This is a genomic window from Rhabdochromatium marinum (assembly GCF_016583795.1).
GTDB classification, from domain to species: Bacteria; Pseudomonadota; Gammaproteobacteria; order Chromatiales; family Chromatiaceae; genus Rhabdochromatium; species Rhabdochromatium marinum.
Genome location: NZ_NRRS01000033.1, coordinates 1 through 22,376 on the forward strand (window position 1 = coordinate 1; position 22,376 = coordinate 22,376).

Annotated in this window: 24 protein-coding genes and 2 pseudogenes; 24 read left to right on the forward strand and 2 right to left on the reverse strand. The window is 60.5% G+C overall.

The features are described from left to right. The 21 genes and pseudogenes from CKO36_RS19765 to CKO36_RS10885 form a co-directional block, all read left to right on the forward strand. Positions 1-132, forward strand: a pseudogene (locus CKO36_RS19765) (IS481 family transposase); the annotation flags it as partial. Continuing rightward, on the forward strand, positions 122-277 hold the full coding sequence (locus CKO36_RS10790) for a hypothetical protein (RefSeq protein WP_200284069.1): 156 nt from the start codon (positions 122-124) through the stop codon (positions 275-277). The pseudogene CKO36_RS19765 and the gene CKO36_RS10790, both read left to right, overlap by 11 nt. Positions 278-641: 364 nt before the next feature. Beyond that, positions 642-827: a DUF2065 domain-containing protein gene (locus tag CKO36_RS10795; protein ID WP_200284070.1), complete on the forward strand. Its 186-nt coding sequence runs from the start codon at positions 642-644 to the stop codon at positions 825-827. Between the two features lie 19 nt (positions 828-846). Further along, a complete protein-coding gene (locus CKO36_RS10800) occupies positions 847-2,061 on the forward strand; it encodes an ATP phosphoribosyltransferase regulatory subunit (RefSeq protein ID WP_200284071.1) in 1,215 nt (404 codons plus the stop codon). Between the two features lie 29 nt (positions 2,062-2,090). Beyond that, positions 2,091-3,383 (forward strand): adenylosuccinate synthase, encoded by a 1,293-nt coding sequence (locus tag CKO36_RS10805; RefSeq protein WP_200284072.1) that lies wholly within the window; start codon positions 2,091-2,093, stop codon positions 3,381-3,383. 32 nt (positions 3,384-3,415) lie between these two features. Further along, a complete protein-coding gene (locus tag CKO36_RS10810) occupies positions 3,416-3,646 on the forward strand; it encodes an OadG family protein (RefSeq protein WP_242469534.1) in 231 nt (76 codons plus the stop codon). Positions 3,647-3,674: 28 nt separating this feature from the next. Next, positions 3,675-5,492: a sodium-extruding oxaloacetate decarboxylase subunit alpha gene (oadA, locus tag CKO36_RS10815; RefSeq protein ID WP_200284074.1), complete on the forward strand. Its 1,818-nt coding sequence runs from the start codon at positions 3,675-3,677 to the stop codon at positions 5,490-5,492. A gap of 4 nt (positions 5,493-5,496) precedes the next feature. Then, positions 5,497-6,630, forward strand: a complete 1,134-nt coding sequence (locus tag CKO36_RS10820; protein WP_200284075.1) for a sodium ion-translocating decarboxylase subunit beta — start codon at positions 5,497-5,499, stop codon at positions 6,628-6,630. A gap of 66 nt (positions 6,631-6,696) precedes the next feature. Continuing rightward, positions 6,697-7,287, forward strand: a complete 591-nt coding sequence (locus tag CKO36_RS10825; protein WP_200284076.1) for a YceD family protein — start codon at positions 6,697-6,699, stop codon at positions 7,285-7,287. Between the two features lie 113 nt (positions 7,288-7,400). Continuing rightward, positions 7,401-7,586, forward strand: coding sequence for a 50S ribosomal protein L32 (gene rpmF, locus CKO36_RS10830; protein ID WP_200284077.1), 186 nt, complete (start codon positions 7,401-7,403; stop codon positions 7,584-7,586). A 75-nt stretch (positions 7,587-7,661) separates the two neighbouring features. Then, positions 7,662-8,651, forward strand: a pseudogene (gene plsX / locus CKO36_RS10835) (phosphate acyltransferase PlsX); the annotation flags it as partial. A 104-nt stretch (positions 8,652-8,755) separates the two neighbouring features. Next, complete coding sequence (locus CKO36_RS10840; RefSeq protein ID WP_200284079.1) at positions 8,756-9,712, forward strand: beta-ketoacyl-ACP synthase III; 957 nt, start codon at positions 8,756-8,758, stop codon at positions 9,710-9,712. Between the two features lie 76 nt (positions 9,713-9,788). After that, complete coding sequence (fabD, locus tag CKO36_RS10845; RefSeq protein ID WP_200284080.1) at positions 9,789-10,727, forward strand: ACP S-malonyltransferase; 939 nt, start codon at positions 9,789-9,791, stop codon at positions 10,725-10,727. Positions 10,728-10,730: 3 nt separating this feature from the next. Then, on the forward strand, positions 10,731-11,471 hold the full coding sequence (gene fabG / locus CKO36_RS10850) for a 3-oxoacyl-ACP reductase FabG (RefSeq protein WP_200284081.1): 741 nt from the start codon (positions 10,731-10,733) through the stop codon (positions 11,469-11,471). A gap of 105 nt (positions 11,472-11,576) precedes the next feature. Continuing rightward, complete coding sequence (acpP, locus tag CKO36_RS10855; protein ID WP_200284082.1) at positions 11,577-11,813, forward strand: acyl carrier protein; 237 nt, start codon at positions 11,577-11,579, stop codon at positions 11,811-11,813. 311 nt (positions 11,814-12,124) lie between these two features. Continuing rightward, positions 12,125-13,363 carry a beta-ketoacyl-ACP synthase II gene (fabF, locus tag CKO36_RS10860; RefSeq protein WP_200284083.1) on the forward strand — a complete coding sequence of 413 codons (1,239 nt, stop codon included), beginning with the start codon at positions 12,125-12,127 and terminating at the stop codon, positions 13,361-13,363. Positions 13,364-13,424: 61 nt separating this feature from the next. Then, the gene (gene mltG, locus CKO36_RS10865; RefSeq protein WP_200284084.1) at positions 13,425-14,471 is read left to right on the forward strand and encodes an endolytic transglycosylase MltG; all 1,047 of its coding nucleotides are present in this window, start codon (positions 13,425-13,427) and stop codon (positions 14,469-14,471) included. Continuing rightward, entirely contained in the window at positions 14,468-15,163 is a 696-nt protein-coding gene (tmk, locus tag CKO36_RS10870) for a dTMP kinase (protein ID WP_200284085.1), read from the forward strand. The genes mltG and tmk overlap by 4 nt, the downstream gene beginning before the upstream one ends. Beyond that, positions 15,160-16,275: a DNA polymerase III subunit delta' gene (holB, locus tag CKO36_RS10875; RefSeq protein WP_200284086.1), complete on the forward strand. Its 1,116-nt coding sequence runs from the start codon at positions 15,160-15,162 to the stop codon at positions 16,273-16,275. The genes tmk and holB overlap by 4 nt, the downstream gene beginning before the upstream one ends. Before the next feature lie 58 nt (positions 16,276-16,333). After that, positions 16,334-16,690, forward strand: coding sequence for a PilZ domain-containing protein (locus CKO36_RS10880; protein ID WP_200284087.1), 357 nt, complete (start codon positions 16,334-16,336; stop codon positions 16,688-16,690). An 11-nt stretch (positions 16,691-16,701) separates the two neighbouring features. Continuing rightward, complete coding sequence (locus CKO36_RS10885; protein WP_200284088.1) at positions 16,702-17,490, forward strand: TatD family hydrolase; 789 nt, start codon at positions 16,702-16,704, stop codon at positions 17,488-17,490. A 56-nt stretch (positions 17,491-17,546) separates the two neighbouring features. On the opposite strand, the gene yhbY is transcribed toward CKO36_RS10885, so the two are convergent. Both yhbY and CKO36_RS10895 read right to left on the reverse strand, forming a co-directional pair. Continuing rightward, positions 17,547-17,885 carry a ribosome assembly RNA-binding protein YhbY gene (yhbY, locus tag CKO36_RS10890; RefSeq protein WP_242469535.1) on the reverse strand — a complete coding sequence of 113 codons (339 nt, stop codon included), beginning with the start codon at positions 17,883-17,885 and terminating at the stop codon, positions 17,547-17,549. Positions 17,886-17,922: 37 nt separating this feature from the next. After that, complete coding sequence (locus CKO36_RS10895) at positions 17,923-18,918, reverse strand: oxidoreductase (protein ID WP_200284089.1); 996 nt, start codon at positions 18,916-18,918, stop codon at positions 17,923-17,925. Positions 18,919-19,028: 110 nt separating this feature from the next. Between CKO36_RS10895 and CKO36_RS10900 the strand changes: the two genes are divergently transcribed. The 3 genes from CKO36_RS10900 to CKO36_RS10910 are packed head-to-tail and all read left to right on the forward strand — an operon-like array spanning position 19,029 to position 22,362. Further along, positions 19,029-19,547, forward strand: coding sequence for a hypothetical protein (locus tag CKO36_RS10900; protein ID WP_200284090.1), 519 nt, complete (start codon positions 19,029-19,031; stop codon positions 19,545-19,547). A 28-nt stretch (positions 19,548-19,575) separates the two neighbouring features. Continuing rightward, positions 19,576-20,571 (forward strand): glucokinase, encoded by a 996-nt coding sequence (locus CKO36_RS10905; protein WP_200284091.1) that lies wholly within the window; start codon positions 19,576-19,578, stop codon positions 20,569-20,571. A 24-nt stretch (positions 20,572-20,595) separates the two neighbouring features. Further along, positions 20,596-22,362, forward strand: coding sequence for an autotransporter assembly complex protein TamA (locus tag CKO36_RS10910; RefSeq protein ID WP_200284092.1), 1,767 nt, complete (start codon positions 20,596-20,598; stop codon positions 22,360-22,362). The last annotated feature ends 14 nt before the right edge of the window (positions 22,363-22,376 follow it).

The following is a 22,376-nucleotide window of genomic DNA, read 5'->3' on the forward strand; positions in this document are numbered from 1 at the left end:
CTCTACAACCAACAGATCCCTCAACGCGCGTTGGGCCATGTCGCCCCCATCCAGGCGTTAAAACAATGGTACGAACGCGAGCCAGAATTGTTTTCAAAGCGGCCTTACAATCTTCCGGGACTTGACAGCTAGCACCTGTACCGCGAGCTTTGATCTCGCCGCCAGCGAGGCTCTGTTGAAGGTACCGGCCACTGTCGGCAATGCAACACTGGTGATTCAGGTCACCGACCCGCAAACAGGCATGCAGGCATCAACACAAGTGCAAACCGCCTATTGAAATGCAGAAAGGGGCAAGCGGCGCATTGTTTTCTCCTTGTCTTTTTCGTAGAAAAGCCGCCGCGCGTTTCTCGTCCATGTCAACGGGGCCGATCAGGTGCTGTTGTATTCTCTGGTTTGCCCACTTGGGGGTCCACTAATAGCCGCTAGCGGGGGCTAAATCCGGCGATGCACTTTGCCCCGGTGCCGAGTTCAGGCGCGGCGCGGATGATGCCCAGCCATGGACCGGCATGGACTTTAGCGGTGCCTTCTGCAATGATGCGCGCCTTTGCCGAGGTCTGACCCTGGTTTTGGGGTGCCGGTGTGGTGCAAAGTTGGGGCGCGGCGGGTGCTGGTGGGGTGGAGCAAATTCTGGATGGATTGGCATGTGGCATGACTTCCTGGTGGCCTTGGCCTTGGTTTTCGTCATCGAGGGGCTGTTGCCCTTTGCGGCGCCGGAGACGATGCGCCGCACGATGCTTGATGTTGCCCGGCAGACGAATCGCAGTTTGCGCGTTGCGGGTCTGCTGAGCATGGCCAGTGGCGTGGCGCTGCTGTATTTTGTGAATTGACCGACGAATGTCTTAGCCCATGAATACGCATCAGGATCGGTGGCTGTTGCCGACCGGTATTGAGGAAATTTTGCCGCACCAGGCGCGCGAGATGGAGCGGCTGCGCCGCTGTCTGCTCGATTTGTTCGATACGTGGGGCTATGACTTGGTGATTCCGCCCTTTATCGATTATCTGGAGAGCTTGCTGACTGGCACCGGGCGCGATCTGGATCTGCAAACCTTTAAGCTGACCGATCAGCTCAGCGGTCGCCTGCTGGGGGTGCGCGCGGATATGACTCCGCAGGTGGCGCGCATTGATGCTCATCAGTTACGCCGCGAGGGACCGACCCGCTTGTGCTATTTGGGCACTGTGCTGCACACTCGCTCGGATGGCTTTGCCGGCACCCGCAGCCCGATGCAAATTGGCGCGGATATTTACGGCCATGCGGGTGCGGAGAGCGATGTTGAAATTCTGCGCCTGTTGCTGGTGACGCTGGAGACGGCGGGGATTGAGTCGGCCTATCTCGATCTGGGCCATGTGGGCATTTTTCGTGGTCTGGCTGAGCAGGCCGGGCTGACGCGGGAGCAGGAGCTGGCGCTCTTTGGTATTCTGCAACGCAAGGCCAGCGCGGAGTTGGTGGCGTTGCTTGATGAATGCAAGGCAGCACCAGAGGTGGCCGATATGCTGCTCGCGCTGGTGGAGCTCAATGGCGATGATGCACTGGAGCGCGCCGGGGAGCGCCTGGCGCGGGCGCAGGATTGCGTCCATCAGGCACTGGAGAATCTGCGCCAGATCGCCACGAGGCTGCATGCCTGGCTGCCGCAGGTGCCGGTGCATTTCGATTTGGGCGAGTTGCGTGGCTATACCTACAAAACCGGCGTAGTTTTTGCCGCCTTTGTGCCGGGCTGGGGACTGGAAATCGCCCGCGGCGGGCGCTATGACGCCATTGGCGAGTTTTTTGGCCATGCGCGCCCGGCGGTGGGCTTTAGCACTGATTTGAAGGGGCTGATCGGCCTGGCGGCGCAGGAAGCTGCGCCAGCGCCGGTCGTTGAGGCGGTGCTGGCGCCGCAGGATCAGGATCCCGAGCTGCGGGCCATCATTGGCGACTTGCGGGCCTCCGGGCGGCGGGTATTGGATTGGCTGCCCGGGCAGCCTGAGCATGCGGCGGCTCTCGGCTGCACGCAGCAGCTGGAACGCCGCGATGGGCGCTGGCAGTTGGTGCCCCTGACCGGTGCCGCCGCTGACAGACCTTAAAAGATAAAGAACGATAGCGATAGATAACCATGGGCAAGAATCTCGTCATTATCGGAACGCAGTGGGGCGATGAGGGCAAAGGCAAGGTCGTCGATCTGCTGACCGAGCGTGCCGATGCGGTTGTGCGCTTTCAGGGCGGGCACAATGCCGGGCATACACTGGTCATTGATGGCCAGCAGACCATTTTGCATTTGATTCCTTCAGGGATTTTGCATGCCAATGTCGAGTGTTTGATTGGCAATGGGGTAGTGCTGGCACCGGATGCGCTCTTTAAGGAACTGGATGCGTTGACAGCCGGAGGTGTCAAGGCCGAGGAGCGCTTACGCATCAGCCCCGGTTGTGCGCTGATTCTGCCCTACCATATAGCGCTCGATCAGGCGCGCGAGCGCGCGCGTGGCAATAAGGCCATCGGGACCACCGGACGCGGTATCGGCCCGGCCTACGAGGATAAGATTGCGCGGCGCGGGATTCGCCTGGGTGAGCTGCTGCAGGCGGGCCATTTTGAGGAGCGTCTGCGCGAGGTGATGGAATATCACAACTTTGCACTGACGGCGTATTTTAAGGCCGAGCCGGTTGATGTGGCGGCAACGCTGGATACTGCCCTGGCCTGGGCAGAGCGCATCCGCCCGCTGGTGGGTGATGTCTCCGGGCGCTTGCATCAGCTGCGGGCACAGGAGGCCTCGATTTTGTTCGAGGGGGCGCAGGGGGCGTTGCTGGATATTGACCATGGCACCTATCCCTTTGTCACGTCCTCAACCACCACCGCTGGTGGGGCGGCCTCAGGCAGCGGTGTTGGTCCGCTGGATCTCGATTATGTGCTGGGCATCGTCAAGGCTTACACTACGCGCGTCGGTGGTGGGCCGTTCCCGACGGAACTCTTTGATGCCGATGGCGATTATCTGGGCGAGCATGGCCATGAATTTGGCGCCACCACCGGGCGCAAGCGGCGCTGTGGCTGGCTCGATATGGTCGCGCTGCGGCGGGCCTTTGCGATTAACAGCGTCTCGGGGCTGTGCATTACCAAGCTCGATGTGCTCGATGGCCTGGAGCGGATTCGCATCTGCACCGGCTACGAGCTGGACGGTCAGACGCTGGATCGCCCGCCGCTGGGTGCCGAGGAGCTGGCGCGCGTAACGCCACACTACATTGAGGTCCCCGGCTGGAGTGAATCAACCGTCGGGGCGCTGACACGCGAGGATTTGCCGGCGGCGGCACGCGCCTATCTGGAGTGTATTGAGGACTTGGGTGGCTGTCCGATTGATCTGGTCTCGACCGGACCTGATCGGGCGCAGACCATTGTGTTGCGCCACCCGTTTGAATAAGGCAGCGGAAGGGGGCCTGGATGGAGACCGAAATGATTGGCGAGAGCCTGTGGCTGATGCTGATTGGCATGAGCATTGTCTTTGCCTTTTTGATGTTGCTGGTGGTGTTGCTGCGTGGCATGTCTTGGTTTGCGGCGCGGGTTGCTCCGGTGGAGCGGCTGGACAGTTCGGCGGCGGCGCTGCCTAGCGGCGGGGCAGTCGCGCAAACCGATGTAATCGCGGTGATTACGGCAGCGGTTGCACATTACCGAGCCCGACATTGACGGACGGAAATAGCAAGAGATTTTCCCCATGAAGCAGAACAAACCTCTCGGCATCACCGACGTGGTGCTGCGCGATGCGCACCAATCACTGCTGGCAACCCGCATGCGCATTGATGACATGCTGCCGATTGCTGCCAAGCTCGATCAGGTCGGTTTTTGGTCGCTGGAGTCCTGGGGCGGGGCGACCTTCGACGCCTGTATTCGCTATCTGGGCGAAGACCCCTGGGAGCGGCTGCGCCGGCTCAAGGCTGCCATGCCCAACACTCGCCAGCAGATGCTGCTGCGGGCGCAGAATCTGCTGGGCTATCGCCACTATGCCGATGATGTGGTCGATGCCTTCGTTGAACGGGCGGTGAAGAATGGCATTGATGTGTTCCGCATCTTTGATGCCATGAACGACATCCGCAATTTTGAGCGTCCGGTACGCGCCGCACTCGCCACGGGTGCTCATGCCCAGGGCGCGCTGAGCTATACCGTCAGCCCGGTGCATAACATCGACTATTGGGTGGATCTGGCCAAGCGACTGGTGGATCTCGGCTGTCATTCCATCGCTATCAAGGACATGGCCGGCTTGTTGCGGCCCTATGTGGCTGAGGAGCTGATCGGGCGGCTGAAAGAGGTCTGCGAACCGCAGAATGTTTTGATTGGCATGCAGTGTCATGCCACCACCGGACTTAGTACCGCGTCCATCGTCAAGGCCGCCGAGGCTGGCATTGATATGGTCGATTCCTCCATCTCCTCAATGAGTATGACCTATGGGCATTCGCCGACGGAATCGGTGGTGGCCATCATGCAGGGTACGGAACGCGATACCGGGCTGGACATCATTCTTCTGGAGGAAATCGCGGCCTATTTCCGCGAGGTACGCAAGAAATATGCTCGCTTCGAGGGCGCGCTGCGCGGGGTGGATTCGCGCATTCTGGTGGCCCAAGTGCCGGGCGGCATGCTGACCAACATGGAAAATCAACTGCGCGAGCAGGGGGCGACGGATCGCCTGGATGAAGTGCTGGAAGAGATCCCCAAGGTGCGCGAGGATCTGGGGTACATCGCGCTGGTGACGCCTACTTCACAGATTGTTGGCTCGCAGGCCGTGCTCAATGTGCTCATGGGTGAGCGTTACAAGAGCATTACCAGTGAAACTGCCGGCGTGCTCAAGGGTAGCTATGGCTCGACTCCAGCGCCGGTGAATCAGGACTTGCAGGCGCGGGTGCTTGAGGGCGCCGAGCCGGTGACCTGTCGGCCGGCGGATTTAATCGAGCCGGAACTCGACAAGCTGACCGCTGAGCTGAAAACCATCGCCAAGGAGCGTCAGCTGCGTCTGGCCGATGCGGTGGTGGACGATGTCATCACCTATGCGATGTTCCCGCAGGTGGGCCTGAAATTCCTGGAGAATCGCGACAATCCGGCCGCCTTCGAAGCGCCGCCCTGGGAACTTGATGCGCGCGAATCAGCCCAGGCAACCGAAGCGGCCACTGCGTCGGCGACGACCGCCACTGGTGGGCCTGAGGCGTACCGCATTGAAGTCAATGGCGCCAGCTATGATGTACGGGTGTCACCCGCCGGTGCTGTCGAGAGCTTGGCAACGGCGCCAGCGCTTGCTGCAGCTCCCGCAGCAGCCCCGGCAGCGGGACCAGCACAGGTGATTGAGTCGCCCTTGGCGGGCAATATCGTCAAGATTCAGGTGGCGGCCGGGCAATCCGTGAACCCCGGGGAAGTGCTGGTAGTGCTTGAGGCGATGAAGATGGAGACCGAGGTGCGCGCGCCGGCGGCTGGTCAGGTCACCGAGATTCGCGTCAAGGCCGGCGACTCGGTGTCGCTCGGCGCTCCGCTGGTTGTGTTGGGCTAAGTCAGTGGAAGAGCTGCTCAAACTCTGGGCGTCCATGGGGATCGCGAACCTGACCTGGGGTCAGGCGCTGATGATGGGCGTGGGTGGCGTGTTGATCTATCTCGCCATCGCTAAAAAGTTCGAACCCCTGCTGTTGGTGCCAATTGGCTTTGGGGCACTGCTGAGTAACATTCCGGTGGCTGGCATTGGCGGCCATGACGGAATGATCGGGCAAATCTACATCGTGGGTGTCGAAACCGGCGTCTTCCCGCTACTGATCTTCATGGGCGTCGGTGCCCTGACTGACTTCGGCGCCTTGATCGCACGTCCCTCAACCCTGCTGTTGGGGGCTGCTGCGCAGTTTGGCATCTTTGCCACCCTGATCGGAGCGGTGGCGCTGAACTTTGTCCCCGGGTTCGATTTCAGCCTCCAGGATGCCTCGGCGATTGCCATTATCGGCGGTGCCGATGGTCCCACGGCGATTTTTCTCGCCTCGCGTCTGGCCCCGGAGCTGCTGGGCGCCATTGCGGTGGCTGCTTACTCTTACATGGCGTTGGTGCCCATTATTCAGCCGCCCATCATGCGGGCGCTGACGACGGAGCAGGAACGTGCAGTGGTGATGCAGCAGTTGCGTCCGGTTTCGCGTCTGGAACGCATGCTGTTTCCCTTTGTGGTCCTGCTGTTGTGCGCGGCCCTGTTGCCCTCGGCGGCTCCGTTGATTGGCATGCTGACCTTTGGCAATTTGCTGCGTGAGTGTGGGGTGGTCGAGCGCCTGAGTCGCGCGGCGCAAAATGAAATCATCAATATCGTCACCATTATGCTCGGTCTGGCGGTGGGCTCCAAGCTGTCGGCGGATAAGTTTTTGACCCTCGAAACCCTGGGGATTTTGTTGCTGGGCGCGCTGGCCTTTTCGATCGGGACGGCAGCCGGGGTGATTATGGGCAAAATTATGCATCGAGTGACCGGCGGCAAGGTGAATCCGCTGATTGGGGCGGCTGGTGTATCAGCGGTGCCCATGGCGGCGCGTGTGGTCAATCGAGTTGGGCTGGAGGCGGATCACCATAATTTCCTGTTGATGCATGCCATGGGACCCAATGTGGCCGGCGTGATTGGTTCAGCCGTTGCCGCTGGTATCCTGCTGGCCTTGACTGGCACCTGAGAATGCTGTCATCAGGGCTTTGGCGCGTGGCTTTGCTAAGTCCCTGAATCAGGGTTGATATTGACCTTGAATATAACCACAGGTTATATTGTGCGGCTGATGTCGAATGTTTCGCCTGATTTGCCCGAGTTCATCGATCCTTGGCGAGCTGTTGCGCGTGCACAGCATTACCAGGGTCGCATTGCCGTCCAAGCCCTCCCGAGGGTGCGGGCGTTGCTGGCTGATTCAGGGGGTGATGTGGCGTTCAGTCTGGATTTTGAGCGCCACGCGGCGCGTGTTGTGGTTCGGGTTGCGGTGCGCGCTGAGCTGAGGCTGCACTGTCAGCGTTGTTTTGAGGCGCTGCCTTGGTCGATTGATGAACAGGCCAGTCTGGCGGTGGTGCAGGGGCTGGATGAAGCGGCCGCGTTGCCGGATGACTATGATCCGCTGCTGCTTGATGAGTCGCTGCTGCGCCCCTTGCAGTTAATTGAGGATGAAGTCCTGCTCGCGATACCGACCTTCCCACGGCATCCTGAGTCTGACTGCCCGGTGGCATTGCCAGTCGGTGAGTCGCCACTGGATGAGGCCGAGGCGGTTGTATTGCCACCGGATGATGCCAAGTCCCAAGCCGATTCGCCTTTTGCAGTGTTGGCACAGTGGAAGACCCAGGGTCGCTGAGCGATTCTTGTTTGATGCCGTTTCCATACGGCTAGTATGGTTTGGAGGGGCGCTTACTCACAGCGCCGCAGGCCAGACCCACCAGTTTTTGAGACCAGTTTGTGGAGATTTGAATGGCTGTTCAGCAAAATCGTAAAACCCCTTCCAAGCGCGGGATGCGCCGCTCGCACGATGCCTTGTCGAAGCCGACGCTGGCTGATGATCCCGAGACGGGCGAAATGCATCGCCGCCATCACATCGCGCCTGATGGTTACTATCGTGGCCGCGAAGTCATTAAAATGAAGAAATCCATGAGTTAAGTCATGGGGTAAGGCGCGGACAGCTGTGATGGGGTCGCGCCGCTCTGCTTTGTTTTCACTGTAAGGATCGCTGATTTGAGCCTAAGCCACATAATCGCCCTTGATGCCATGGGCGGCGACCACGGGCCAGAGGTTGTGGTGCCGGCTGCGGTCGATTTTCTCGACAAAGCGCAGGATACGCAGCTCATTCTGGTCGGTCGCGAGGAACGTCTGCGCCCCCTGCTGGGGAAAAAGGCCGGGGATCCGCGTCTGCGTCTGCATCCGGCCTCGCAAGAGGTTGGCATGGATGAATTGCCTTCCAAAGCGCTGCGCAACAAGAAGGACTCGTCCATGCGGGTGGCGCTTGACTTGGTCAAACAGGGCCAAGCGCATGCCTGCGTGAGCGCGGGCAATACCGGCGCGCTCATGGCTACCGCGCGCTTTGTGCTTAAAACTCTGCCACATGTTGATCGCCCGGCGATCATGACCGCCGTGCCCGCAATGACTGGCCGTACCCACATGCTGGATCTTGGTGCAAACATCGACTGCACTGCCGAGCACCTGTTTCAGTTTGCTGTCATGGGCAATGAATTGGTGCGTGCTGTCGATGGCATGCAAAGGCCGCGTGTTGGCTTGTTGAACATTGGCGCCGAAGAGATCAAGGGCAACGAGCAGGTGCGCCAAGCGCATGAGCTGCTGAGCAAGAGCACACTCAATTATGTCGGCTATGTCGAGGGGGATGATATCTACCTCGGGGATGTCGATGTGGTGGTCTGCGATGGTTTTGTCGGCAATATTGCGCTCAAGACCAGCGAGGGTGTCGCGCGTTTGCTGGCGCATCGGCTCAAGGCGCAATTCAACGGTCATCTGCTCAAGCGCCTGTCGGGGCTGATTGCGCTGCCGGTGTTGAAAGCTTTTCGGCGCGAAGTCGATCCGCGCCGCTACAATGGCGCCAGTCTGCTGGGGTTGCGGGGCATTGTGGTAAAAAGCCACGGCGGCGCTGATGTGCTGGCTTTCGAGAATGCCATTCATATCGCGCGCGAGGAAATTCAAAGCAATATCCCCGAGCGGATTGCCCATGAGGTGGCAGCGCACTTTGTGGTTCCTTCCGTGTCTCCCGAGGGTGACGTGGCTGATTCCCAGGATGCGGGAGCGCCGGTCGCAGAGATGCAAGCGCAGGCGCTGGCCTGATGGCTTACGCAAAAATTCTCGGTACGGGCAGTTGTCTGCCGGAGAAGGTGCTGACCAATCACGATTTGGAGCAGATGGTCGATACGACTGATCGCTGGATTCGTGAGCGCACCGGTATTGAGCAGCGACACATCGTGCAGGAAGGCGAAACCTGTGTCGATCTGGCCGAAGTTGCCGCACGCCGGGCGATCGAAGCCGCTGGCGTCGCATTTCAGGATATTGATCTGATTGTGGTGGCTACCACCACGCCCGATCAGGTGTTTCCGAGTAACGCCTGTTTGTTGCAGCACCGTCTCGATATTCATGGCTGCCCGGCATTCGACGTGCAGGCTGTGTGTACTGGTTTCGTCTACGCGCTTTCAGTGGCGGAGAAGTTTGTCCGCACCGGGGCTGCACGCACCGCCTTGGTAGTGGGGGCGGAAACCCTGTCGCGCATCATCGATTGGACGGATCGCATCACCTGCGTGCTGTTCGGTGATGGGGCCGGGGCGGTGGTGTTGGGGGCTACCGACGAACCCGGAATTATTTCCTCGCATCTGCATGCCGATGGAGCCTATAAATCCCTGCTGCAAGTTCCAGCCGGAATCGGCAATGGCGGTACCGGATCGCCCTATATGGAAATGAAGGGCAACGAGGTGTTCCGCGTGGCGGTGACCACCTTGGGACGTATTGTCGATGAGGCCCTGCATGCCAACGACATGGAGCGCTCGGATATCGATTGGCTGGTGCCGCATCAGGCCAATCTGCGCATTATTCAGGCCACTGCGCGCAAGCTTGATCTGGACATGGAACAGGTGGTGGTGACTGTTGGCAAGCATGGCAATACCTCAGCCGCTTCCATCCCGCTGGCGCTGGATCAAGCGGTGCGCGATGGCCGGATTCAACGCGGCCATACTCTGCTGATGGAGGCCTTTGGCGGCGGCTTTACCTGGGGTTCGGTGCTGCTGCGCTATTAAGCTGCTGCGCTAAATTGTCTCCAGTTCAGACGTTTCAATCCATCCACATGCAACGACTGCCATATTAGAAGGACTCATGGCCAAGCGATTAGCCTTTGTATTTCCCGGACAGGGTTCGCAATCCGTAGGAATGCTCGGCCAACTGGCGAGCACCCATGCTCAGGTGGGCGAGACCTTTGCTGAGGTGTCGGCGGTGCTGGGACGCGATCTGTGGGCACTGGTCAGTGACGGGCCGGCCGAGGAACTCGATCAGACGCAAAATACTCAGCCGGCCATGCTGGCGGCTGGCGTGGCGGTCTGGCGCTGCTGGCGCGAGGCCGGTGGGCCGGCACCTGAAGTGATGGCCGGGCATAGCCTGGGTGAATACACGGCTCTGGTGTGTGCCGGTGCGCTTGATCTGGCCGATGCGGCACGTCTGGTCGCCGAACGCGCCCGCCTGATGCAAGAGGCGACGCCGGTTGGGGCTGGCGCCATGGCGGCCATTCTGGGGCTGACGGATGCACAGGTTCAGCGACTGTGCGCCGAGCAGGCGGGCGCTGAGGTGCTGGAGGCAGTCAATTTCAATGCGCCTGGTCAGGTGGTGATTGCGGGTCAGCGGGCGGCGGTGGAGCGTGCCTTGCCGGCGGCCAAGGCGCTTGGCGCCAAGCGTGCGCTGTTGCTGCCGGTCAGTGTGCCATCGCATTGCGCCCTGATGCGCCCGGCGTCTGATCAGCTGCGCGCTACACTGGATACCTGCTCGCTGCGTCAGCCTGAGATTCCGGTCATTCATAACGCCAGCGTGACGGTGGCCGGTGATCTGGCACAGCTGCGCGAGCAGTTGGCTCAGCAGTTATATTGCCCCGTGCGTTGGGTTGAGACCATTCGCGCCATTGGTGAGCGCGGCGTTGAGCACTTAATCGAATGCGGGCCGGGCAAGGTGCTGGCTGGACTCGGCAAGCGCATCGATAAAACGCGGCCCACTACGGCGGTTGTCGATACAGAAACGCTGCAGGCGGCTATTGCGGAGGTAGAGTAACGCATGGACAATCAAATCGCATTGGTAACGGGGGCCAGCCGGGGCATTGGGCGGGCGATTGCCGCCGTCCTGGGTCAGCAGGGCATGCGCGTGGCTGGCACCGCTACTACTGAGGAAGGCGCGCAGCGGATTCAGCAGGAGCTGAGCAGTCAAGGCCACGAGGCCCTGGGGCTGTGCCTGAATCTGACCGATACCGCCAGCATGGATGCGGCGCTGGAGCGCATCAATCAAACATTCGGTGCCGCGCCCCTGGTGTTGGTCAATAATGCCGGCATCACCCGGGATAACCTGATGATGCGCATGAAAGATGAGGAATGGGATGCGATCATTGCCACCAACCTGAGCGCAGTGTTTCAACTGACCAAGCGCTGCATGCGGGCGATGACCAAGGCGCGTTATGGCCGTATCATCAATATTACCTCGGTGGTTGGTTTTAGTGGCAATGCCGGGCAGACCAACTATGCGGCGGCCAAGGCCGGACTGGTCGGATTTTCCAAGTCTCTGGCCCGCGAGATCGGCGCGCGCGGGGTGACGGTCAACTGCGTGGCGCCGGGCTTTATTGATACCGATATGACCAGCTCGCTGCCCGAGCCACAGCGCGAAGCGCTGCTGAAAAATATTCCGCTGGGGCGGCTGGGACAGGCTGAAGAAGTGGCCAGCGCTGTTGCTTTTCTGGCCTCGGCCCAGGCTGGTTACATCACCGGCGAGACCCTGCATGTCAACGGTGGCATGCTGATGGATTAAGCGGTCGCATGTCGGCCGTTTTATGCTTTTAACCCAGGGTTTTTGACTCTAAAATACCGCGACCCTCGCGCTTGAGGGTTTCATTCACTGGAGGTTTGTTAAACAATGAGCAGCGTTGAAGAGCGAGTCCAAAAAATCGTTGTCGAACAATTGGGCGTTAAGGACGAGGAAGTCACCCCGGAGGCTTCATTCGTTGACGATCTTGGAGCCGATTCGCTCGATACCGTCGAACTGGTGATGGCGCTCGAAGAAGAATTCGAGACCGAGATTCCGGATGAGGATGCCGAGAAGATCACCACCGTTAAGCAGGCGATCGATTACATTAACGCCCATCAGGCTTGATTTCCCGGTCCAGCCTTGAATCGCGCGGAGCCTCTGCGGTCCGGTAGCCAAAGGCCTTAAACGTTAAACGGCTTGGTGGCCAACCGTTGGCTTTGCGGGGTTGTGGTGATTTGAGCTGGGCGTTTTCACCCCTTCAGGCGGTGAATAATTGAGATGGAAAGTCTGAACAATTGTGAATGTCCTGTCGACGCACATGAGCGTGCGTGCCACCAATGTGAACGGAGCGGCCTTAAGAGGTCGGCGGTGCAAGTCCCAGTGGTGAGTCAAGCAAGAAGGGCATCGGTGAACAGGAGCAAGTGAAGAGGTGATACATGTCAGGTAGAAGGGTCGCCGTTACCGGTTTGGGTATTATTTCCCCCGTCGGGTTCGATATCGCCTCCGCCTGGGACAACATCCTGAATGGCCGCAGCGGCATTCAGGCCATCACGCACTTTGATGTCGCGCCCTTCAGTACGCGTATCGGCGGGCCAATCTACGGCTTTGATGCCACTGAGTACATATCAAAGAAAGACCTGCGCAAGATGGATGCCTTCATCCACTATGGCGTGGCAGCGGGTACCCAAGCGATTCATGACTCAGGGCTTGAAATCACGGATGACAACCGCGCCCGTATCGGTGTGGCCGTTGGTTCGGGCATCGGCGGGATCACCGGCATCGAGAACAACTACGGTGTTTATCTAAAAAGTGGGCCACGGAAAATTTCGCCTTTCTTTGTCCCCGCCAATATCGTCAATATGGTGGCGGGTAATCTGTCCATCAAGTTCGGCTTGAAAGGCCCGAACTATTCCATCGTCTCGGCCTGTAGCACCGGCACGCACAATATCGGTGAAGCGGCCCTGATGATTCGCCATGGCATGGTGGATGTCATGATTGCCGGTGGTGCGGAAATGGCCACCTCGCCAGTGGGCTTGGGTGGTTTTGCGGCGGCACGGGCGCTGTCCACCCGCAACGATGAACCCGAGCGGGCGAGCCGCCCCTTTGACAAGGATCGCGATGGCTTTGTGCTGAGCGATGGGGCCGGCATCATGGTGCTGGAGGAATACGACATGGCGGTGGCCCGCGGGGCGACCATTCATGCCGAACTGGTCGGCGTGGGCATGAATTCCGACGCCTATCACATGACTGCTCCCTCCGAAAATGGTCAGGGCGCCTGTGACTGTATGAAACTGGCCTTGGCCGATGCCGGTCTGAATGCTGAGCAGATTGATTACATCAACGCACATGGCACCTCAACTCCGGCGGGGGATATTGCCGAGGTCAAGGGCGTGAAGCTGGCCATGGGCCATCATGTCAAGCAGGTCGCGGTGAGTTCGACCAAGTCGATGACGGGACACATGCTCGGTGCAGCCGGTGGTGTCGAGGCCATCTTCTCCGTGCTGGCACTGCGCGACCAAGTGGCGCCACCTACCATCAACTACGAAACCCCGGATCCTGACTGCGATCTGGATGTGGTGCCCAACACGGCCCGGGAGATGCCGATGCGCTATGCACTGAGCAACTCCTTTGGCTTTGGCGGTACCAATGGCACCTTGATTTTTACTCGGGGCTGAAGGCTGTGGGGCGCGCACCAGGGGTGTGTCGCTTGTGCCCCAGAGGTGGTGGCTGACCTCAATGAGAAACACGCTGATTTCCCTGTTGCTGCTGCTCGGCCTCGGTGCCGGGGCGGGATCCTATCTGTGGCAGGATTATCAGCGGTTTCTCAATGCACCCATCACGCTGGGCGATCAGGCTGAGGCTTTGGATGAACCCATCCTGCTTGAGGTGCCGCGCGGGCAGGGCTTGCGGGCGCTGGCCAGCCGCTTGCATGCCGAGGGGATGCTGGACAATGCCCACTATTTCATCGCGTTGGCCTATAATCGCCAGCAGGCCAATCAGCTCAAAGCGGGTGAATATGCCCTGAAGCCGGGGATGACGCCCCCACAGTTGCTCGACTTACTGGTCTCGGGGCGCTCAGTGCAATATCCGGTGACCCTGATTGAGGGGCGCACCTTTCATGAGGTGCTGGCCACCATTGCCGCCGCGCCCGAGATTCAGCACAAGCTTAAGGGCCTAACTGACGCGGAAATCATCGCGGCGCTGGGCCTTGGAATTGAACACCCGGAAGGCTGGTTTTTCCCCGACACTTATTTTTTCCACCGTGGCGTGACCGATATCGAAGTGCTGAAGCGGGCGCATGCGCGCATGCGCGAAGTGCTCGATCAGGAATGGTCAGAACGTGATCCCGATCTGCCGCTGACCTCCCCTGAAGAAGCCTTGATCCTGGCCTCGGTGATTGAGAAGGAAACGGCTCTGGGGTCTGAGCGCCCTGCGATTGCTGGGGTTTTTGTGCGCCGCTTGCAACAAGGCATGCGACTGCAAACCGATCCGACGGTGATCTATGGCTTGGGCGATGACTTCGACGGCAATTTAACCCGCGCTGATCTCGAAACCGACTCGCCTTACAACACCTATACCCGCGCCGGTTTGCCGCCTACCCCCATTGCGCTGGCCGGGCGGGAGGCGATTCATGCCGCCCTGCACCCGCAAGATGGCGATAGCCTGTATTTTGTGGCCCGCGGCGATGGCAGCCATTATTTTTCCGCCTCGCTTGCGGAGCATAACTGCGCAGTGCAGCGCTTCCAGCGCAACGGCCACTGCGACCTGAGCCGGTTTCAATGACTTCCAGCGCCGCTGCTCTGCTAGTCCAGCCGGCCCAGGCGGACCAACCGGGGCGCGGTCGTTTCATCACGCTCGAAGGGATCGAAGGCGCGGGCAAATCGACTCAGTGCGACACCCTGGCAGCGGCCTTGCGCGCGCTTGAGGTGCCCTTTCTTCAGACCCGCGAGCCGGGTGGGGCACCCATGGCCGAGCGCATTCGCGCGCTGCTGCTGGATCCGGACAGCAGGGCGCTGGGCGCCACAGCCGAATTGCTGCTGATGTTCGCGGCACGGGCCGAGCATCTGGCCAAAACCGTGCAGCCGGCACTGGCAGCTGGCACTTGGGTGCTGTGTGACCGCTTTACCGATGCCAGCTTTGCCTATCAGGGCGGTGGACGCGGCCTGCCGCAGGACACTATCGCTTGGCTGGAGACCCTGGTGCAGGGTGAATTGCGCCCCGATCTCACCTTGTTGTTTGATGTGCCCGCTGAATTGGGCTTGCAGCGTGCCAAGGCACGTTCGGCGCCGGATCGTTTCGAGGCCGAAACCCTGGAATTTTTCCAACGCGCCCGGCAGGTCTATCTGGAGCGTGCCCGGCAGGAGCCGAGCCGATTCCGGGTGCTGGATGCGAGCCTGGAGGTTGAGGTGGTCGCGCAACAGGTGTGTGAGGTGCTCCAGACCTTTGTCAGCGATGCGCGGATCGCGCACCCATGAGCGCAACAGCACCCGCAGCCACTGCACCTGTGACCGCCACAGCGGGCGCTGCCTTTCCGCCCTGGCTGGTTGAGCATTGGCAGCATCTGTGGGAGTCGCACACTCGAGGGCGGCTGGGACATGCCTGGCTGCTGAGCGGTATCTCCGGGCTGGGCAAGCGGCTGTTTGCGGATCGCTTTGCCCAGGCGCTGCTGTGTCAGAACCCCGGCCCGGATGGCTTGCCCTGCGCTCAGTGTGAAGACTGTCACCTGATCGTCGGGGGCAACCATCCCGATTTGCAGCGCATTGGGCCTGATGCCGAGAGTGCCAGCGGTGAGATCAAGGTGGCGGCGATTCGCGAGCTGGTCGGACTCGAGAATCTGACCAGTCATCGCGGTCGCCATAAGATCATTCAGATTGTCCCGGCTGAAGCCATGAACCGGGCGGCGGCCAACAGTCTGCTCAAAACCCTGGAGGAGCCCACCCGCGCAACCCTGCTGCTGCTGATTGCTACGGATGTGACCCGACTGCCAGCGACGATTCGCAGTCGTTGTCAGCAATTGATGCTGGTGCCCCCGCCCGAGTCAGTGGCCTTGCCCTGGCTGCAGGCGCGGCTCGCGGCTCAAGCGGAATCCCCAATCCAATCTTCAGCGCAATCCTCACCACAAGCCCCGGCGCCAGCCGCGCCTGAGCTGTTACTGCGTCTGGCTCAGGGGGCACCTCTGCGCGCGCTGACGCTGGCGCAAGCGGAGTACCTGGGACTGCGCCAGCAGAGCTTTCAGCAATTTCTGGCGGTTGCCGAGGGGCGTCAGGATCCGTTGGCCATTGCGCAGGCCTGGCAGGCTTTGGATGTGCCCCTGGTGCTGGAGACTGTGCTGGGCTGGTTGTGCGATCTGGCGCGTCTGGCGAGTGATCCGCGCACGGCCTATCTGAGCAATCCGGACTTGCGTGAGACATTGCAGGCGCTGGCTGCGCGCGTGCCGCCGGTGCGGCTGCATGAGTTTTTGCGTCAGATGATGCGCGCCCGCACGCTTGTGCAATCCTCAGTAAACAAACAACTGCTGCTCGAATCTTTGCTGATTCGCTGGTCGTTGCTGACGGCGGCCGCTGCAACAGCCGCTGGGCGGAACTGAAGTGCTATGCTGTGCGCTCAGCACTGTTGTTATGCCATTTTCGCACTGATTCGCACCTATGGCTGAAGAGAAGAAACCCGGGCGTCAACGCATTCTCAGCTTTGCCATCAAGGATAAGAATGCGCTCTATGCGGCCTATATGCCCTTTGTCCGCAATGGCGGGCTGTTTATACCAACCAGCAAACGCTATCAGCTGGGCGATGAGCTGTTTTTGTTGCTGCAATTGATGCAAGAGTCCGAGCGCATTCCGGTGGCGGGCAAAATCATTTGGATTACTCCGGTTGGCGCGGAAGGCAATCGCGCCGTTGGGGTGGGCATCCAGTTCAGCGATCAGGACAAGGGCATTGCACGGCGCAAGATCGAGGAGTATCTGGCCGGTGCGCTGGAGTCGGATCGCGGCACCCATACCATGTAGTGAAGGCGCTGATGTTTGTTGATTCCCACTGCCATCTTGATCGTGTCAATCTCGCCCCCTACGACGGCGATTTTTCTGCCATGCTGGCTCAGGCTGGGCAGGCGGGGGTGACGCGCCTGCTGTCGGTCAGTATTGATCTGGAGCATTATCCGGCCATGCGCGCGCTGATTGATCCCTACGCGCAGGTGCTGGTGTCCATTGGCGTGCATCCGAATTCACAGGACGTGCGAGAGCCATCGCTCGAAGAACTGACCCAACTGGCCACCGCCGATCCGCGCATCGTGGCTATTGGCGAAACCGGGCTGGATTATCATCACAGTCAGGGCGAGCTTGGCTGGCAGCGTGAGCGGTTTCGCCGTCACATTCAGGCCGCGCGCGCCTGCGGCAAGCCGCTGATTATTCATACCCGTGAGGCGCGCGAGGATACCCTGGCTGTGCTACGTGAGCAGGAGGCTGGTGCCGTTGGTGGCGTGATGCACTGCTTTACCGAGACTTGGGAGATGGCGCAAGCGGCCCTGGATCTCGGGTTTTATATTTCCTTCTCTGGCATTATCACCTTCAAGAGTGCCGATGAACTGCGGCAGGTTGCTCAGCAGGTGCCTCTGGATCGGCTGCTGATTGAGACCGATGCCCCCTATCTCGCGCCCGTGCCCTATCGGGGCAAGTCCAACGAGCCGCGCTTTGTTCCTCTGGTGGCGGAGACCATCGCTGCCATTCGCGGTCTGGAGGTTGCCGAAGTCGCCCAGGCGACAGCGCAAAATTTCGCGCGGCTGTTTCTGGAGCGCGCTTCTGCGGCCTGATCTGCTGTCAACCAACCTCTCCCCTTGAAGCCCGCCACGCTCCTGAGGACGTTGAATTAGAGTGTTGGCAGGCTGAGCGGCTCGGCTTTGTCGGGATTGTGCCGATACAGGCTCGCGGTATGCCCGACCCGCTGCACCAGCTCAGCGGCGGTGTGCTCGGTGATGGTGGCGATCAATTGCTCGCGCTCATCACGATCCCCGGCGCTGACCTTGATTTTGATCAGTTCATGATGCTCCAGCGCCCGCTGGATTTCCCGCAGTACCGCATCGGTTAGCCCATGCTGTCCCAGCATGACCACGGGTTTCAGATGATGCGCCTGCTGTTTCAGCCAGCGGCGCTGTTGTGGGGTGATGGAAGGCATGGCGTAGGCTTGGTGCAGGGGTTGCTCAGGCATTGGTTCAAGTGATCAGAAGCTGTGGGGCGCTTGGCGTTTAAGAGGTGGCGTGCAGATCGACCAGCAAGCGCCCGTGGGTGTGACCGGCGAGCATGCGCTCGAAGGCGGCGGGGAGTTCGTCGAGTCCGAGGGTGGCGGTGCGAATGGGGGCTAAATTCAGCTGCCAGTCCCCGGCGAGCCGCTGCCAGAGTTCCAGCCGCAATGGCGTGGGAATATCCACCGAATTACAGCCCAGCAATTTGATGCCGCGCAGAATAAAGGGCATCACCGTGGTGTGGAGATCAGTTCCGCCCGCCAGGCCGATGCTGGCAATACAGCCATGGGGCATCAGGGTGCGGGTGATCTGACTGAGCATGGCACCGCCAACATTATCAATGGCACCACCCCAGACCGCGCGTTCCAGTGGCCGCTCGCCCCCTGGAAGCTGGTCGCGTCCAAGAATCTGCGTGGCGCCCAGCTCCCGCAGCCAGGGATGCAGCTCGGTCTTGCTGGAAACAGCAGTAACCTCGAAGCCGAGTTTGGTCAGCAGCGCGATGGCTAGGCTGCCGACCCCGCCGCTGGCGCCGGTGACCAAAATGGGTCCCATATCCGGCTGCTGTCCATTGAGCCGCATTTGATGTACCGCCAGTGCTGCCGTGATACCGGCGGTGCCGAGCGTCATGCTGTCGGCCAGATCGAGTCCCGACGGTAGGGGAATCAGCCAGTCACCTGGCACTCGCAGATACTCGGCATAGCCACCATCATGATCAAAGCTCAGCCCCCAGCCGGTCACCAGGACCGCATCGCCAGGCTGAAAACCGGCATGGGCCGAGGTTTCCACCACGCCGCTGGCATCAATGCCGCCAATTAAGGGAAACTGTCGCAGGATTTTGCCCTGACCGGTGCCGGCCAGCGCATCCTTGAAGTTGATGGAGGAATAGCTGACGCGCAGCAAGACCTCACCGGGTTCGGGGTCAGGGATGTTGAGCGTTTCAATGCCGGCACGATGGCCGTCAGCGTCTTGATGAATACGAAAGGCGCGTGCTTGGGTCATGGTTGGGCGGCTCCAGGCATGGGTAAAACGGGAGCGCTACCTTAGCGGAAACACCGACTGCTGGCGAGTCTGTGGTGCATCATGATGTTATTTTGGTGCGTAATCGACTGATGAAGGCATCCCCAATGGCGCTTAAACACTGGTTTGCCCAGGTGGCACAGTACCGATGGTGGCTGATTCTGACCGCTCTGCTGGGGGCGGTCATGCTGACCTTGGTGGTGAAATTGCAGCCCGTGTTGCATCCGCCGGTGGAAGGGCTGGCGCGCGCCCCAGCGTCCTGTGATCTGCGCCAGCGCGCCTGCATTGCACGGTTTCCGGCCGGCGGACAGGTGCAGCTTGCCATCAAGCCGTCCGGCATTCCGCTGCTGACACCCTTGCAGCTGGAGGTGCAGCTCAAGGCGCTGCAGGCACCGCAACGGGTTGAGATCGATTTCACCGGTGTCGATATGGAGATGGGCTACAACCGCGTGGTGCTGCAAGCAACGACTGAGCCGGGGCAGTATCAGGGAACCGGGATCTTGCCGGTGTGCGTGCGCCAGCGCATGCTGTGGGAAGCGCGGGTGCTGCTGTGGGGAGCGGAGGGGCTTCAGGCCGCCGCGTTTCGTTTTATCACCCAGCGTTTGCGTTGAATGTCTGGGACTGCACAGGAAGATTGTTATGTCCGTGTTGGTGGGGGATATTGGCGGCACTAAAACCCAGGTTGCCATTGCGCAAACCACCGATGGGTCGGTGCAACTTCACCACGAGCGGCGCTATGCCAGCCGCGACTATGCTGGACTGGCGGCGATTGTGACCGACTATCTGGATGGGTTGGCGTCCCAGGGGCAGGTGCGCCCGACGGCGGCGGCTCTGGCCATTGCCGGGCCGGTGGTGGCGGATCGGTGTGAGGCCACCAACCTGCCCTGGCAACTGGATGCCCGTGCGCTGGAGTCCGCCACTGGGCTTGATTGGGTGCGCCTGCTCAATGATCTCGAAGCCGTGGCCTGGGGCATTCCCGGCTTGAGGCCGGAGCAGTGCCTCAGTCTGCAAGCAGGCCAGCCCGACAGCCAGGGCCATATCGCCGTGGTGGCACCGGGCACCGGGCTGGGGCAGGCCGGGCTGTTTTGGGACGGGCAGCGCCATCATCCCTTCGCCACCGAAGGTGGCCATACGGATTTTGCGCCAACCGATGCCCGCGAGTTCGCCCTGCTGGAGTTTTTGCAGGAACGCTTTGGCCGGGTGAGCTGGGAACGGGTGGTCTCGGGCATGGGGATCGAAACCCTCTATGAGTTTGTGCTTGCGTATAATGAGGGCACGCATCATCCGCGCATGGAGCAGACCGCTGGCGGCGATGTGGCCGCCACCGTCTCCGCGCTGGCGGCGGCGGGTGAATGTGGCATTTGCCAAGCGACCATGGAGCTCTTTATGCGCTTGCTTGGTCGCGAGGCGGGTAATACCGCGCTCAAGCTGATGGCGCGCGGTGGGCTCTATCTGGCCGGCGGTATCCTGCCGAAAAATCTCGCTGTGCTGCAGGAGGGCGGCTTCTTGCAGGGCTTTCTTGACAAGGGGCGCATGCGGGGGCTGCTGGAAGCCATTCCGGTGCAGCTGGTGCTCGAAGAACGTATTGCACTCATTGGCGCGGCGCGTGCTCTTCAAGCGCAGGCCGCGCGTTAATTGCCGGGTTCTATAGAGGTTGATATGGGCAAGGCTGAGCGGGACCTGTCAGTCGGCCAGCTGAGCCTGCTGGCCATGCTGTGGTTGTTGCCGGGCGCGGTGATGGCGATCACCCTCCAAGTCCAAGTGGAGGGCTTAAGCGGTGAACAGGAAAGCAATGTCCTGAGTTTGCTCAGTATCTATCAGGAGCGTGAGGACAAGACGCTCAGTTCAATGCGCTTGCTGGCTTTGCATCGACGTGCGCCGGAACAGATCAAGGCCGCGCTCGCCCCCTTTGGTCTGTATCGGGTGCAGGTCAAGGATTCGCTGACGCAGCCGGCACAGGAGGGCGGTGCCTGGGTGGCGCGCTATCAGGTCGATCCCGGGCCGCCGGTACGCATTGCCAGCATCGACTATCAGGTAGATGGCCCCGGGGCCAACGCCGGCGTGTTTCCCGCCAAGTTCCCAATGCAGGTGGGCGATGTGCTCTTGCATAGCGCTTACACCAAGGCCAAGGAGCGCATCGAAACCATTGCCTCCGAGCAGGGCTATCTGGATGCCGCGCTGACACGCCGGCAGGTCCTGGTTGATCTGGTGACCTATCAGGCGAGCATCAGCTTTCATCTTGAGACCGGACCGCGTTACTACCTGGGTCCGGTGCGTTTCGAGCAGGATCTGCTGGCGGATGATTTTTTGCAACGCTATGTCCCGTTTAAGCCCGGAGCCGTCTATGATCCGGATGAGCTGCTGGAGCTGCAGGGACGTTTGATGGGCACGGAATACTACAAAAATGTGGCTATCAACCCGCAAAAGCTGCTTGCGGATGCCGAGCGCGAAGTGCCGATCACGGTGGTTGCTGAGCGTAATAATGCCAACCGCTATCGTGTCGGGGTGGGCATGGCCACCGATGTGGGACCTCGGCTGACACTCGATTATCGGCGTCGTTACATCGGCCGCTATGGCCACAAGCTCAAAGCCGAGATCGCCTTATCAACCAGTATTCAAACGCTGGATCTGGAATACGAGATCCCGGTGGGCAATCCGGTGCGCGATTCCATTGTTATCAATCCCAGTTACGGGGCTTACGACACCGCCACCCGGCAGGGCACGCTGTTTAACCTGCAAGCCGCCTGGTCGCGTGCCGGGCGCCGGGGCTGGCGGCGTGACATTGGCCTGGAGTACCAATACGAAGACTTCGAGGTCAGCGATCAGGAAAACTCCAATTTCAACGGCCTGGTGCCCAGCATCGCCTGGTCAAAAATCGTCGCCGATGATCCGATCAATACCCGCAATGGCTATCGTGTCAAGGCGTTGGTGCAGGGGACCAGCGAAGGTCTGCTGTCCGATGCCTCCTGGTTCAGCGGGTCATTGAATGCCAAGTGGATTAAGAGCTTCGGCGATAAGTATCGCCTGGTCACCCGCACCAATCTGGGCGCGACCTGGGCGGCGAATCTCGACGATGTGCCGGCCAGCCAGCGCTTTTTCGCCGGTGGCGACAACAGCATTCGCGGCTGGGGTTATGACGTGTTGGGACCCAATGATCCGGTGACCGATAAAACCCTGGGCGGGCGCTATCTGGCGGTCGGCTCGCTGGAATTGCAACGCCATATCAAGGGAAAATGGAGTGCCTCAATGTTCACCGACTTTGGCAATGCTTTCGATCCAGAATACAACGCCGAATGGGAGCAAAGTGCTGGCGTGGGCGTCAACTATCAAACCCCACTCGGTCGGGTGCGGGTCGATCTGGGCTATGCCTTGACTAAGAGCGACCCCGGGGTACGCCTGCATCTGATCATTGGTCCGGATCTCTAAGTGGCACTGACAGT